The organism is Sphingobacterium deserti (genome assembly GCF_000757725.1).
Lineage (GTDB): Bacteria > Bacteroidota > Bacteroidia > Sphingobacteriales > Sphingobacteriaceae > Sphingobacterium > Sphingobacterium deserti.
The window spans coordinates 58,685-71,727 of sequence record NZ_JJMU01000062.1; the positions used below are offsets into that span (position 1 = coordinate 58,685).

Annotated in this window: 12 protein-coding genes; 7 read left to right on the plus strand and 5 right to left on the minus strand. The window is 43.0% G+C overall.

Features of this window, described 5'->3' with window-relative positions:
• Positions 1–59 precede the first annotated feature (59 nt).
• From DI53_RS16350 to ruvB, 4 genes are all read left to right on the plus strand, one after another.
• Positions 60–1,829 (plus strand): peptide MFS transporter, encoded by a 1,770-nt coding sequence (locus DI53_RS16350; protein ID WP_037502354.1) that lies wholly within the window; start codon positions 60–62, stop codon positions 1,827–1,829.
• Positions 1,830–1,894: 65 nt separating this feature from the next.
• Positions 1,895–3,379, plus strand: coding sequence for a peptide MFS transporter (locus DI53_RS16355; protein WP_037502220.1), 1,485 nt, complete (start codon positions 1,895–1,897; stop codon positions 3,377–3,379).
• 93 nt (positions 3,380–3,472) lie between these two features.
• Positions 3,473–4,198: a polyprenol monophosphomannose synthase gene (locus DI53_RS16360; RefSeq protein ID WP_037502223.1), complete on the plus strand. Its 726-nt coding sequence runs from the start codon at positions 3,473–3,475 to the stop codon at positions 4,196–4,198.
• Between the two features lie 28 nt (positions 4,199–4,226).
• Entirely contained in the window at positions 4,227–5,249 is a 1,023-nt protein-coding gene (gene ruvB, locus DI53_RS16365) for a Holliday junction branch migration DNA helicase RuvB (RefSeq protein WP_037502226.1), read from the plus strand.
• A gap of 99 nt (positions 5,250–5,348) precedes the next feature.
• On the opposite strand, the gene DI53_RS19735 is transcribed toward ruvB, so the two are convergent.
• Positions 5,349–5,900, minus strand: coding sequence for a hypothetical protein (locus tag DI53_RS19735; protein ID WP_052072497.1), 552 nt, complete (start codon positions 5,898–5,900; stop codon positions 5,349–5,351).
• Complete coding sequence (locus DI53_RS16375; protein WP_037502229.1) at positions 5,890–7,314, minus strand: ATP-dependent DNA helicase; 1,425 nt, start codon at positions 7,312–7,314, stop codon at positions 5,890–5,892. Before DI53_RS16375 ends, DI53_RS19735 begins: the two co-directional genes overlap by 11 nt.
• A gap of 82 nt (positions 7,315–7,396) precedes the next feature.
• Between DI53_RS16375 and DI53_RS16380 the strand changes: the two genes are divergently transcribed.
• Genes DI53_RS16380 through coaD form a run of 3 tightly spaced genes read left to right on the plus strand, consistent with a single transcriptional unit; the run spans position 7,397 to position 9,198 of the window.
• A complete protein-coding gene (locus DI53_RS16380) occupies positions 7,397–8,188 on the plus strand; it encodes a DUF3822 family protein (protein ID WP_037502232.1) in 792 nt (263 codons plus the stop codon).
• Entirely contained in the window at positions 8,176–8,712 is a 537-nt protein-coding gene (gene rsmD / locus DI53_RS16385; RefSeq protein WP_037502235.1) for a 16S rRNA (guanine(966)-N(2))-methyltransferase RsmD, read from the plus strand. The genes DI53_RS16380 and rsmD overlap by 13 nt, the downstream gene beginning before the upstream one ends.
• A 9-nt stretch (positions 8,713–8,721) precedes the next feature.
• Positions 8,722–9,198, plus strand: a complete 477-nt coding sequence (gene coaD, locus DI53_RS16390; RefSeq protein ID WP_338056459.1) for a pantetheine-phosphate adenylyltransferase — start codon at positions 8,722–8,724, stop codon at positions 9,196–9,198.
• On the opposite strand, the gene DI53_RS16395 is transcribed toward coaD, so the two are convergent.
• From DI53_RS16395 to dnaJ, 3 genes are all read right to left on the minus strand, one after another.
• The gene (locus DI53_RS16395; RefSeq protein ID WP_037502238.1) at positions 9,195–10,499 is read right to left on the minus strand and encodes a DEAD/DEAH box helicase; all 1,305 of its coding nucleotides are present in this window, start codon (positions 10,497–10,499) and stop codon (positions 9,195–9,197) included. The genes coaD and DI53_RS16395 overlap by 4 nt on opposite strands.
• A gap of 354 nt (positions 10,500–10,853) precedes the next feature.
• Positions 10,854–11,441: an outer membrane beta-barrel protein gene (locus tag DI53_RS16400; protein ID WP_037502241.1), complete on the minus strand. Its 588-nt coding sequence runs from the start codon at positions 11,439–11,441 to the stop codon at positions 10,854–10,856.
• Between the two features lie 453 nt (positions 11,442–11,894).
• On the minus strand, positions 11,895–13,043 hold the full coding sequence (dnaJ, locus tag DI53_RS16405; protein ID WP_037502244.1) for a molecular chaperone DnaJ: 1,149 nt from the start codon (positions 13,041–13,043) through the stop codon (positions 11,895–11,897).

Below are 13,043 nucleotides of genomic sequence, written 5' to 3' on the forward strand. Positions count from 1 at the left end.
GTTTGCGCAAACCGATATTTTAATTCATTTCCTTATTTTTGGCAATCAAATAAATGCGTATGACAGAGAATTCTTCGGTTTCACTTGATAACCACGCAAGTGGAGAACGGGTATTAGGCCATCCGGCCGGTCTTTTCGTTCTTTTTTTTACCGAAATGTGGGAGCGCTTCTCGTTTTACGGGATGCGCGTGTTGTTGATCCAATTTTTAACCGCTTCCGTTTTAGGAGCAAATCCCGGCTGGGGATGGACAGCTGAGCAGGCAGGTGCGCTTTATGGAACCTACGCCATGCTGCTTTACATCACGCCAATTTTTGGTGGCGTCATTGCTGATAAATATATTGGATCGCGCGCTGCCGTAATCATCGGTGCCGCCATTATGACGTTAGGGCATGCCGCTATGGCCTTTGATTCACCTATCTTGTTTTTTGTCGGATTAGCATGCCTCGTCATCGGTACAGGTTTTTTTAAGCCCAATATGCCGGCAATTCTCGGCGAAATGTACAAGCTGTTGCCCGAGAAGAAAGATGGTGCCTATACCATCTTCTACATGGGCGTAAACGCTGGCGCATTCTTCGGCATGATGCTTTGTGGCTATTTGGCAGAAACGATAGGCTGGCATTGGGGCTTCGGTCTGGCCGGTATATTTATGCTGCTCGGGACTTTTCAGTTTTGGCTTGCTGGCCCGCTTTTGGGAAGATTAGGCATGCTGGATAAGAAGAAAAATAAAGATCAAACTACCGCTGCAGATAATCTGGAAGTGGGGGAGACAAAGCATAATAATTTTACGGGGTTAGACATCATTCTGATGATTGTCGTTGGTATCGTAGGGCTGCTGTACGCGTTCAATGATCCGCTCTCCAAAAACAATGTGCTAGATGTTTTCGCTTTTCTTGATACGGCTAGTTTCCGAGGGCAAAACATCATGGTGATCGGTGCTTTACTTTTGTTTCTTGTGCTTATTGTGATGCGTATACAACGGTATGCAAAAGTTGTACGCGATCGCATGTATGGCGTCATTTTGTTAGGGTTCTTTCTTATTTTCTTTTTTATGAGCTTTGAGCAAGGTGCTACCTCGCTCGTTCTTGTGGCCCGCGACTATGTAGATCGCGAATTGACAGGAAACAGCTTATTGGCATTCAACGTGATGAATACCTTGCTGACTATTGTTCCGTTAATTATCATCTCATGGGTATTGATAAAGCTTGCAATGGTAACTTGGAAGAAAATAGCCTGGTCAAATATCATTCTTTTTATATGTTTCATTTTGATATGGGCCGCAGGGATATGGATGCTATATAGCGAGTTTTCCGCCGAAAAATCTGCGATTAAAGTATCCTGGTTCTCCATTCTAAATTCATTCTTCATTATTGCGTTAGCATCTTCCGTATCTAAAATTTGGGAATCGAAGTTTAACCCAACGGCCGCTATGAAATACGGTTACGGCCTCATTCTAGTAGCGATAGGTTTCCTGATCCTTGGTTTCGGTGCGCTTGGTGCGAGCAGTGGAGCAAAGATCTCCATGATATTTTTGGTCTTAACCTATCTCTTCCACACCTTAGGTGAGCTCTTTATATCACCCGTGGGACTGTCGTATGTATCGAAACTCGTGCCTGCGCGGATGTTGGCATTTATGTTTGGTATGTGGTATTTGGCTATTGCCATTGCGCAAAAACTTGCAGCGATCTTAGGGGGGCAGGTAGAAACTATTCAAGAAAACTATTCACTTAGCCACTTCTTTTTCCTGTTTACAATAATTCCCGCGGCAGCGGGTCTGCTCGTGATGGTGTTAAACCCGCTCATCAAGCGTTTAATGCACGGGATTAAATAAATATTCGGGACGGCCAGCTTTCAAATGAAAAGGTTGGCCGTCGCTATTCTAAATCATTACCGATCATGTCAAAACAAGTTACTTTGGATGATATCCAAAATTTCGAAGGAAAATATCCGAAACAACTTTGGTATCTTTTCCTTGTAGAAATGTGGGAGCGTTTCTGCTTCTACGGTATGCGGGGTGTATTGGCCATTTTTATGGTTGATCAGCTCTTGCTTTCCGAGAAGGATGCAAATTTAAAATATGGTGCTATACAAGCATTTGTATACGCATTCACATTTGTGGGCGGTATTTTCGCCGACAAGATATTGGGTTTCAAGCGTTCGTTAACGTTTGGCGCAATCTTAATGATATTAGGAAATGGCCTGATCGCGATAAATCCACATGATTTCTTTTATTTTGGTATTGCGTTAACCATTATTGGAACAGGCTTTTTCAAGCCTAATATATCGTCTATGGTAGGCGATCTATACAAGGAGGGCGATTCACGCCGCGACGCTGGTTTCGGTATTTTTTACTCGGGGATTAATGTGGGTGCGCTCTTGGGCGGCGCGCTATGCGTATGGTTAGGAAAGGAGCATTCTTGGAATCTTGCCTTCCTGGCGGCAGCCATCGTGATGTTTATTGGCATCATTATCTTTTTGGCAACAAAAAAACAACTGGGGCCAATCGGTAATAGCCCCATAGCCCATCTGCCTGCGGCAAAGAAAACTACCTGGGAGGTGTTGGTATACCTGGGTGCGCTGGTTTGTATCCCACTCATTTTTATTATGGTGAACAACACGCGGTATACCGATCTTTTTATGTACACTATCGGGCCACTGGCATTGGGATATTTCCTTTACCAAATATTCCGTGAAGCCGATGCAAAAGTGCGTCAAAAACTTATAGCCGCATTGGTACTGATTCTATTCTCCATACTGTTTTTTGCAATTTTTGAGCAAGCAGGAGGTTCCTTGGCGCTATTCGCCAAAGATAATCTGCATACCAATCTACTTTTTTTCAATATCGATCCTAACGTAGTGAATAACGGCGCCAACTCCTTATTCGTTATTGTATTTAGTCCAATCTTGGGCTTGCTATGGTTAGCTTTAGCTAAGAAAAAGTTGGAGCCCAATACGGTTATCAAGTTCGGACTAGGTTTTTTGCTGTTAGGCGTTGGATATTACGTATTCTTCGGAACTCGCTTTTTTGCCGATGAATCCGGAAAAACGTCATTGGGCGTTTTTACGCTAGCGTATCTTGCCGTCACATTAGGAGAGTTATGCTTATCACCGATCGGTTTATCGATGATTACCAAATTATCGCCAAGACACCTGGGTGGGATGATGATGGGGCTTTGGTTTTTGGCCAGCGCGTATGGGCAATATGTGGCAGGCTTGCTTGGTGCAGGTATGTCGTCACCCGATGAGGGGGCATCGCTAATGGATAAATTGATTGGTTACACTGCAGGATACGAGCAGCTAGCCTGGTATTCGTTTATAGCGGGCATTATTTTGATCGTGCTGTCGCCGTTTGTGAAACGGCTGATGCACGGCGTAAGTTAATTGTAGACCCTAACATTAGGGGGCGCTTTCAATAAAACAGTAGAAAGCACCTTAGTTTTTGTATATTTAGTGAATTTAAAATTCTGAAAACGCGTGTCTGACAGTTTAGTCATAATCCCTACATATAACGAGAAGGAAAACATCGAAAAGATTATTCGGAAAGTATTTTCCTTGGCTGTACCCTTTGATATTCTCATTGTGGATGATGGTTCCCCGGACGGGACAGGAAATATCGTAAAAGCGTTGCAGAAAGAATTTGGCGGACGTCTTTATATTGAAGAGCGAAGCGGGAAGCTGGGTTTAGGCACGGCATACATTCACGGCTTCAAATGGGCGCTTGGGCGGCACTACGACTATATTTTTGAAATGGATGCCGATTTCAGCCATAATCCTGAAGATTTAATTCGATTGCGAGAAGCTTGTTTGCTGGGAGCTGATATGGCTGTTGGCTCTCGTTACATAAAAGGCGTGAACGTTGTAAACTGGCCCATGAGTCGAGTATTGATGTCTTATTTTGCCTCCGTTTACGTGCGTTTTATTACAGGTATTGATGTACAAGATGCCACGGCCGGTTTCGTATGCTTCTCGAGAAAGGTATTAGAGAAAATTCCGTTGGATGGGATTAAGTTTGTGGGCTATGCATTTCAGATCGAGATGAAATTCAAAGCTATTTTGTATAAATTCAAGGTGGTGGAAGTGCCTATAATTTTTACGGATAGGACAGAGGGTGTTTCCAAAATGAGTACGCGAATATTTCGGGAAGCATTTTTTGGTGTGATCCAATTGAAAATCGAAAGTTGGTTTAAAAAATACAATTAGGTAACTTTACCTTTGTTAAAGAAGTATGATGAATGAAAATCTTGACCCTAATGCAGAACGTTTAACGCCCGTTGATAAGGATATTGAACGTGCATTGCGGCCGCAGGCATTTGAAGATTTCACCGGTCAGGCTAAAATCCTTGAAAATCTATCTATTTTCGTTAAAGCTGCTAAACTTCGGGGCGAGGCTTTAGATCACGTGTTGTTACATGGTCCTCCAGGATTAGGGAAGACGACGCTTTCAAATATCATTGCTAACGAGATGGGCGTTAATATAAAAATTACGTCTGGACCTGTTTTGGATAAACCGGGAGATCTTGCAGGCCTGTTGACAAACCTGGAAGAAGGTGATGTGCTTTTTATTGACGAGATCCATCGGTTAAGCCCCTTGGTGGAGGAATATTTGTATTCGGCAATGGAAGATTTCAAAATTGATATCATGCTGGAAACTGGGCCTAACGCCCGCTCTGTTCAAATCTCACTTAACCCATTTACATTGATAGGTGCGACCACTCGATCGGGGTTGTTGACCGCACCACTACGCGCGCGTTTCGGTATTAATGCAAGACTACAGTATTACGATGCTAAGTTGTTGACCACTATCGTATTACGATCGGCTAGTATTTTGAATACGCCTATTAGCGATGAAGGAGCTTACGAAATTGCCCGTAGAAGCAGAGGCACTCCGCGGATCGCCAATGCCCTGCTTCGAAGAACTCGGGATTTTGCACAAATTAAAGGGAACGGTGCCGTTGACAGAGCTATCGCACAGTACGCGCTTACTGCATTAAATGTAGATGAAAACGGTTTGGACGAGATGGATAACCGCATTCTATTGACTATTATCGATAAGTTTAAGGGTGGTCCGGTTGGTCTAAAAACCATTGCTACCGCTGTCGGTGAGGATGAAGGCACAATAGAAGAGGTTTACGAGCCTTTTTTAATTCAGGAGGGGTACTTAATGCGTACGTCTCGCGGAAGGGAATGTACGGAAACAGCCTACAAGCATCTAGGTAAGATAAACTTGAATAAGGGAAACACCTTATTTTAGCGATCTAAAAATAGAATAAATCGGTAGCTCCTTGCTGATCAATTTTCACTCCATAAGCTAAAACTTGCCGCTGTTGCTGGCTACCATCGTTATCCCGCGTTATTGCATACGCTTTAGAATACGATTTGCGCGGCTCGATAGGGCAGCGGTGGGTGTCTTTAGCAAATGTCGGATCTGTGCGGCAAGCTCTTCCTGTATCCACCGCTGTTCCAGACTTAGGTAGTATAAGATATCCAGACCGTTTACCAGCACCGCTACCGGGCAATCCGGGGATATGATCCAATCAAAACATTGTTCGATCCAGATTTCATCATATATCTCGTTTTCGCTTGTCCACTGGCGTGGTGGCTTTGTTACGATCATGCCAATCTTCGAGAAGCTGCGGATACAGCTCCAGTTTTTCCGTGACGGTAGCTGCTCCATAAAGTCGGCGTATATGGGCTGTATAATTTGCGGAGCTTTGATGGCGGTGTGCTCTAAGAGCCAAGAAGCACGAAAGGCGACTTGCGCATCGTCATGGTAAGCGTATTGTAATAGCAAAGTCGGTGATAGACCATGCGCAGTTATAAATTCCAACCCAAACATCTTTGCATCAAATGCGCGAATGTCATGTCTAAGAAAGTGAAGGATGGCTTTCTCGTTATTCGCCATAAAATTTAGGATTGAAGTTCACTAAGAAAAGCTGCTTTGTGGCACGTGTGATTGCCGTGTAAAGCCAGCGTAGGAATTCTGTGTTCAGCATCTCGTCGTTGAGGAACCCTTGGTCTACAAATACGCAAGGCCACTGGCCACCTTGAGCCTTATGGCAGGTAATGGCATAGGCAAACTTTATTTGCAGCGCATTGTAGTAAGGGTCTTTTTTTATTGCTTCCAAACGATCTTTCTTCGCCGGAATGTCCATATAATCCTGCGCGATGGAATTGTATAAAATCTGTTGCTGCTCGTGCGGCATATTGGGAGAATCTACATGCAGACTGTCCAACAGCACCCTGCAAAGGATAGGGTCTAACTCGTCGTCATCTAAAAATTCCAGTGCAATATCTGCAAATCGAAAGCCGTGTTGTTCATGTACATTGCTGACTTTACGGATTTTTGCCAAATCGCCGTTTGCAATAAATCCGGTGTTTTTTTCATCGTGCTGCTGCAGCCAGTAATAGTTGTTACGCACGACCATAATCAGATCGCCACCGGTGATCTCCTCATCGCGAAACAATATCTGGTTGCGGATATGTTGATTGTAAAGGTTTGCAGAACGGTTTGATCGACAGATGACGATGGAATTTTCTACATCAAATTTATCATAGCTGTAATGCAGCCCCTCGATAAGACGATCGCCATTCATACGGAAGATATCAGAAAAGCCCTTGGTATGAAATTGGGGAAATGGCAAACTTTCCTGCTGCTGTTCGAGATCTATATCATCACGGACTCTCGTGGCGTTGAATAATATCCCGGAATCTTGACGTTGGCGGACGACTTCGCGCAATTCGTAGTGAAAGGTGTGTAGTTGGTAATTGGCAGTAATATAGTTTGCATCTAATGCCGGACTTTCCAACATGCCTACCGGCGGTAACTGGGCGCTATCGCCGACAAACATCAGGGAGCAATTCGCTCCAGATTGCACATAGCGAATGAGGTCGTCCAAAAGGCTTCGGGAAAAAAACTGAAGTCCATCATCAGCGATCATCGATGCCTCATCTACAATAAACAGCGTATTTTCATGCTGGTTATCTGCCAAGACAAAATCCATTTCTATAGTTGCGGCCGACTTTTTGCGGTATATTTTTTTGTGGATGGTATATGCTTTCCGTCCCGAATAATGCGACATGACTTTCGCAGCACGACCCGTGGGGGCCAATAACACAGAGCGTTTATTCAAAGTGGGTAACACGTTAACCAAGGCGCTGATTGTTGTCGTCTTTCCCGTTCCAGCATACCCTTTTAGCACGAAACAAGTGGATGGCCTGAACGTTGACAAAAACTCTTCTAAAAGTGAAAAGAGCTCCAGTTGTTGTCCGGTAGGTTGCCAAACGAATTGCTTGATAAGCAGGTTTTGAATATGCATAATCAAAGTTATCCAAAAGGTTGGTCAATTCAATTGGAAAAGCTAATTTTGTTTATCAATCGAGGCGACAGGCACATATTATATGAAGTACACGGCACCACATTTTCATCTACATTATATTCCACAATATCGTTTGTTAATCAAATCAGATTTTCTAGAAGATACGATGATGATAGTGGATGAAAAACAAGAAGTTGTAGCATTCTATAATTACCCTTCAGAATCGCCCGATTCGGCAGCACTTAAATTATTAGGTTTGCCGTTTGCCGATGTATCTGTCAGCCTACCCTTGGAGAGTTTTACGTTAGTGCCCTCTGAAGTTTATAGCCGCCATCATATGCTACACTACCAGGCTTTCCAAGATAGTAAAGGCATGCTGCAAGAATATGCTGTACCTTCGCTGGGAATCACAGCTTTATATCAATATGATCGCTTACTCTATAAACGATGGACAGCTATATTTCCGCAGGCAAAGTTATTCGCTGACTTTCAAGTAATCTTGACTTTGGTTCAGCAGCAGGCGCTGGGAAATACCCCGGTGCTGGGACTGCATGTTAAAAATAAGAAAGTGGAAATCTATGTATTTCAAGAAAGCGAATTGCAGCTGTATAATGACTTTGATGTAGAGACGGCCGTTGACTTACAATATTTTATTCTGAACGTTCGAAATTCATTGGGCGTAACCAAACCGTTCGAAAAGGTTTTTATATCAGGTGTTCATACAGCTCATCCATTTGTTGATGTGGCCCGCAACTACGGCAGTGAGCTGATTTTTTTGCAGGGCACATCCGCCTTGTATGCGGAAGATACCGCAGTACAGGCAAAAGTAGCGTCTTTACACATCATTGCTGAACGTCCATTATGCGTATCGTAGGAGGACAATACGGAGGTTTGCGATTAAGCCCACCGGCAAACCTGCCCGTGCGGCCAACTACCGACATTGCCAAAGAAGCACTTTTCAATATTTTGGAGAACAAGTTGGTGCTCGCTGACTGTAACTGTCTAGATCTCTTTGCTGGGACTGGAAATATTAGTTTTGAGTTGGTATCAAGAGGTGTGTTGGATGTAGACGCAATTGACATCCATTTTAAATGTTTACAATACATTAAGGAAACGGCCATTAGACTTGATACTGAACGTATCAACACCCGTAAAGCAGATGTGTTGAAGTATATTTTAGCATGTAACAAGCAATATGATTTTATTTTTGCTGACCCTCCTTATGATTTACCCAAGCTACCCCAACTGGCTACCTTAATTTTAGAGAATGGGCTGCTCAAACCGGAAGGACTTCTTGTTATTGAACACCCCTCGACACGGAAGATGGACGATATACCTCAATTTTTGGAAATAAGGAAATATGGATATTCGTCTTTCAGTTTTTATAGACATACTTAATGCGGCACGATGATGAAAATAGCTGTTTTCGCCGGATCGTTTGATCCTTTTACGCTTGCGCACCTCGATTTGGTGAACCGAAGTTTATCACTATTTGACAAAGTCGTCATTGGCATTGGGGTTAATAGTGCGAAACAAGGCTTGATGAGCTATCAAGAACGTGAAGATGTCATTTCAGCTATTTTCGCAGCAGAAGATCGGGTAGAGGTGCAGCAATTCAAGGGGCTTACAGTGCAGTTCTGTGACCAAGTGCGCTCCACTTACCTGTTGAGGGGATTACGTAACACCAACGACTTTGAATTCGAAAACGCCATTGCGCAAAACAATTTGATTATGGCGCCCCATGTAGAGACCTTTTTCCTGATGGCAAAATCAGGATTAGCTCATATTTCGTCTACCATAGTTCGCGATATATTTCAGCATGGCGGTGATATTTCAAATCTTGTGCCGGCTGACGTCTCAGCTTTCTTATATAGAAATGACTAGGTACGTCCGATCTTAACTTTTTTACCCTTAATTTTCCCGTTTGCCGCATTTTTAATGATGTTCAGGACAGAGCTGCGTTTAACGGCCGCAAATGATTCCTTTTCTTTTACTTCGATAAGTCCAATATCATCTTTCTCGACATCGGGTAGTGAGAACATAAATCCTACAATGTCTACTTTATTTATTTTGTCTTTTTTTCCTCCTGTGATGTATAACGTCGCAAAAGGCGCGTCAGGAGGCAGTGGTAAATCGTCCGAAAGTTTAAGTTCTGTGCAGCTGGAATCGATATAGGGATAGTCCTCATCTGGCTTTAGAATAATAAATACTTCACCCGAAGCTTGCATACGTGCGGTCCTCCCGTTTCGATGGATGAAGGCGTCTTCTTTATATGGTAGCTGATAATGTATGATAACGTCTACTTCGGGGATATCCAAGCCACGTGCGGCCAAATCGGTCGTTATAAGTATGCGATTCGAGTTATTCCTGAACTTTAAAAGCGCGAGCTCCCTGTCAGACTGTTCCAGTCCGCCATGAAATACATCGTGAATTAGTTCGCGGTCTTCCAGCAGATTACTAATGTGATCTACCGCGTCGCGGTGGTTACAGAAGATAATCGTTTTTTTATCGCCGTTTGTACACAATAATTGGAATAGCGCTTTTAGCTTATGCTGTGCTGTTGCAATAACCTTGCGCATCTGTAGATTCGGCACGGAGCTGCTGTTATCAGAAAAATCTACCGTGGTATATTCTGTAATTCCAGTAAAGTCGGGAATCTCGTCCATCTTTGTTGCCGATGTAAGGACACGATGTCTTAGCTGCGTAAGCTGTTGGATGATAGTAACCATTTGCCCATGAAAGCCAAATTCCAGCGATTTATCGAACTCGTCCAGCACTAAGCTATGGACGTGCTGGGTGTTGATGTGGCCGCGTTCTAAATGGTAAGTGATACGTCCTGGTGTTCCGATCAATATGGAAGGGGCTTCACGCAATTTATTGCGCTCCGTTTTGGTATCGTTGCCGCCGTAGACGCAAGTCGTTTTAAATCCTTGATGTACTTTTCGAACAACTTGCTCGATTTGTAAGGCCAATTCGCGCGTGGGAACTACAATAAATGCCTGTGTACCATTTGTATCCGCCTGCAAGTGTTTACCGAGCAATAGAGTAAAGGCTAGGGTTTTTCCAGTTCCTGTAGGCGAATGTAAGATAAAATCCTTTGACGAATCGTAATTATCGAGGACAGCTTTCTGCATTTCGTTTAACTCCGAAATTTGCAAACGCTGTAGTATATGCTGAAGTTCCATGGCGCAAAAGTAGGAAAATTAAAAAGTAAAAATTAAAAAGTAAAAATTAAAAAGTGAGAAGTCAAAAGTCAGAAGTAGAAAGTCAAAAGTCAAAAGGGAGAAGCAGGGAATTGAAAAGTAAAAATTAAAAAGTAAAAATTAAAAAGGGAGAAGTCAAAAGGGAAAAGTGAAAAGTCAGAAGTAGAAAGTCAAAAGTCAAAAATGAAAAGTCAAAATTTAAAAGCAGAGAATTAAAAATTAAAAAAAAATACTAAAGCACGGTTCTTTAGTGGGGATCTTTAATTCTGTGCTATGCCATGCCATAAAAAAAGCGTTCCCTATGTAGAGAACGCTTTTGAAGATTATTTGAAAGGTTTAAAAGTAGAATTGTACCCCAAGTGTTGGCGCTAGGGAGTTTACATCTAAGCCAAACGTATTATTTGTCAGGTCGTTTGTTTTGTCTTTTTGCGATTCGAAATACAGACCACGCACCTTCAATTCGATCCCTACATTGCTAGCAGGAAAGAATGCGAAACCTGGCGCCAATTCCACACCATAATGTTCCAATTTTGTTTCTGTTGTTCCAGCTAATGTTTCAACAGTTTGTTTCCCCCAAGCCATGGGAACAGACAACTGTGAGAAAAATTTAAATTGACCTTCGCCGATGTAGTTTCTTACGAAAGGCGATACGTTAAACCAATTGGTCTTAAACTCTTGGTCCATGCCATTGTCTCGGTTGCTCCAGCTGTAGCCAATGCCCGTTCCGACCGCCCAATTGTCGCTGACAAAATAACCCGCGGTCGGGTTTATGGAAAATGAGTTAAACTTGCTATCGGCATCTTTTTGTTTGCTTGTTTGAAATCCCACTTGTCCACCGATAAGGAATTTACCTTGTTCAGTTTGTGCGTGGGAAGCGACTGTTAAAGCAGTTACTGCAGTTAATGTTAAGAATAATTTTTTCATGTTACTTGTAATTAAAATTTGTTAATAAAGTTTGACTTTTCGTCTTATGTGTTCAGTATGTTCAATGTTTGTGCCATCCATTGTGGAGCTGTGTCATCCAAATGTTTGTTTGCACAAACCATTGCATCACAATTGTTTTCATAGCAAATTAACCCAAGTACCTATTCAAATGGAAGTTGATAAAAAGTCAATGTCATGGTAGTAAAGCGCTCGTCGACTGTTGGTTAGCTTTTTTTGTGGAAAAAATGTCTTGCTATGTCAGCTTAGTGGATAATTTGGCACCTTGATCCTGTCAATCTTAGTTTAAAAAAATCCGTTGTTATAGCGTTTTTGCAAGCATCGGGGTTTCGGTACGATTGAAAAGTTACGTATACAAGCATTGAGAAAAATAAGTGAATATAAAAAGAAAAAAGCCCAACAAAGTCGGGCTTTTAACTTATTAAAATAGTGAAATTATTCGAAATATTCTTTGATACGTTCAAAAAACGACTTTTCGCTTTTGCCGGGTTGAGGCTTGAAGTTTGCAGAGTCTTTTAGCTTCTCTAAAAGAGATCGTTCTTCCGGTGAAACGGCCTTTGGTGTCCACACATTGACGTAAACCAATTGGTCGCCTTTGTGGTATGAGTTTACTTCTGGCACACCTTTTCCTTTTAAGCGCAATATCTTACCACCTTGTGTTCCTGGGTCGATTTTAATCTTTGCTTTGCCGTCTATAGTCGGAATCTCTACGCTAGTTCCTAACGCAGCATCTGCAAAATTGATATAAAGATCGTAGATTACATTTATGCCGTCGCGTTTCAACGTTTCATGTTGCACTTCTTCAACGAGTATAATTAGGTCGCCGGGTACCCCGCCTCGTGGAGCTGCATTTCCCTTTCCACTCATGGAAAGTTGCATGCCTTCACTAACACCAGCAGGGATATTGATCGATATTGTTTCTTCACCGCGCTCCAAGCCTTCGCCTTTACAAGTCGTACATTTGGAGGTAATTTCTACACCTTCGCCATTACACGTAGGGCAGGTGCTCGTAGTTTGCATTTGACCTAAGATCGTATTGGTCACTCGACGAACAGAACCGGAGCCACCACAGGTATTACAGGTGTGGTAGGCTGATTTGTCTTTCGCGCCAGTACCGCTACAGGTGTGACAGTGTACTTGCTTATTAACTTTGACCTTCTTTTCTACGCCTTTGGCAATTTCCTCCAAGGTGAGTTTAACCTTGATCCGTAGGTTAGAGCCACGCTGCACGCGTCGGCCACCGCCGCTGCGTGACCCGCCGCCGAAGAAACTTTCAAACGGACTGCCTCCACCAAAAATATCACCAAACTGGCTGAAAATGTCGTCCATATTCATGCCGCCGCCGCCAAAGCCGGAAGCAGAATTGCCACTGTGACCAAACTGATCGTAGCGTTGGCGTTTCTCGGGGTTACTTAATATCTCATAGGCTTCCGCAGCTTCCTTAAACTTATCTTCTGCCTCTTTGTCATCCGGATTTTTATCCGGGTGATACTTGATGGCCAGCTTGCGGTAGGCTGACTTTATCGCTGCGGCATCTGCTGATTTCGCAACGCCCAATACATCATAATAATCTCTCTTCGCCAT

Coding starts and splice junctions, on each gene's coding strand:
- ruvB (WP_037502226.1), top strand. CDS start 4,227: ATGAATGAAAATCTTGACCCTAATGCAGAACGTTTAACGCCCGTTGAT.
- DI53_RS19735 (WP_052072497.1), bottom strand. CDS start 5,900: ATGGCGAATAACGAGAAAGCCATCCTTCACTTTCTTAGACATGACATT.
- DI53_RS16375 (WP_037502229.1), bottom strand. CDS start 7,314: ATGCATATTCAAAACCTGCTTATCAAGCAATTCGTTTGGCAACCTACC.
- dnaJ (WP_037502244.1), bottom strand. CDS start 13,043: ATGGCGAAGAGAGATTATTATGATGTATTGGGCGTTGCGAAATCAGCA.
- DI53_RS16350 (WP_037502354.1), top strand. CDS start 60: ATGACAGAGAATTCTTCGGTTTCACTTGATAACCACGCAAGTGGAGAA.
- DI53_RS16380 (WP_037502232.1), top strand. CDS start 7,397: ATGAAGTACACGGCACCACATTTTCATCTACATTATATTCCACAATAT.
- DI53_RS16400 (WP_037502241.1), bottom strand. CDS start 11,441: ATGAAAAAATTATTCTTAACATTAACTGCAGTAACTGCTTTAACAGTC.
- rsmD (WP_037502235.1), top strand. CDS start 8,176: ATGCGTATCGTAGGAGGACAATACGGAGGTTTGCGATTAAGCCCACCG.
- DI53_RS16395 (WP_037502238.1), bottom strand. CDS start 10,499: ATGGAACTTCAGCATATACTACAGCGTTTGCAAATTTCGGAGTTAAAC.
- coaD (WP_338056459.1), top strand. CDS start 8,722: ATGATGAAAATAGCTGTTTTCGCCGGATCGTTTGATCCTTTTACGCTT.
- DI53_RS16355 (WP_037502220.1), top strand. CDS start 1,895: ATGTCAAAACAAGTTACTTTGGATGATATCCAAAATTTCGAAGGAAAA.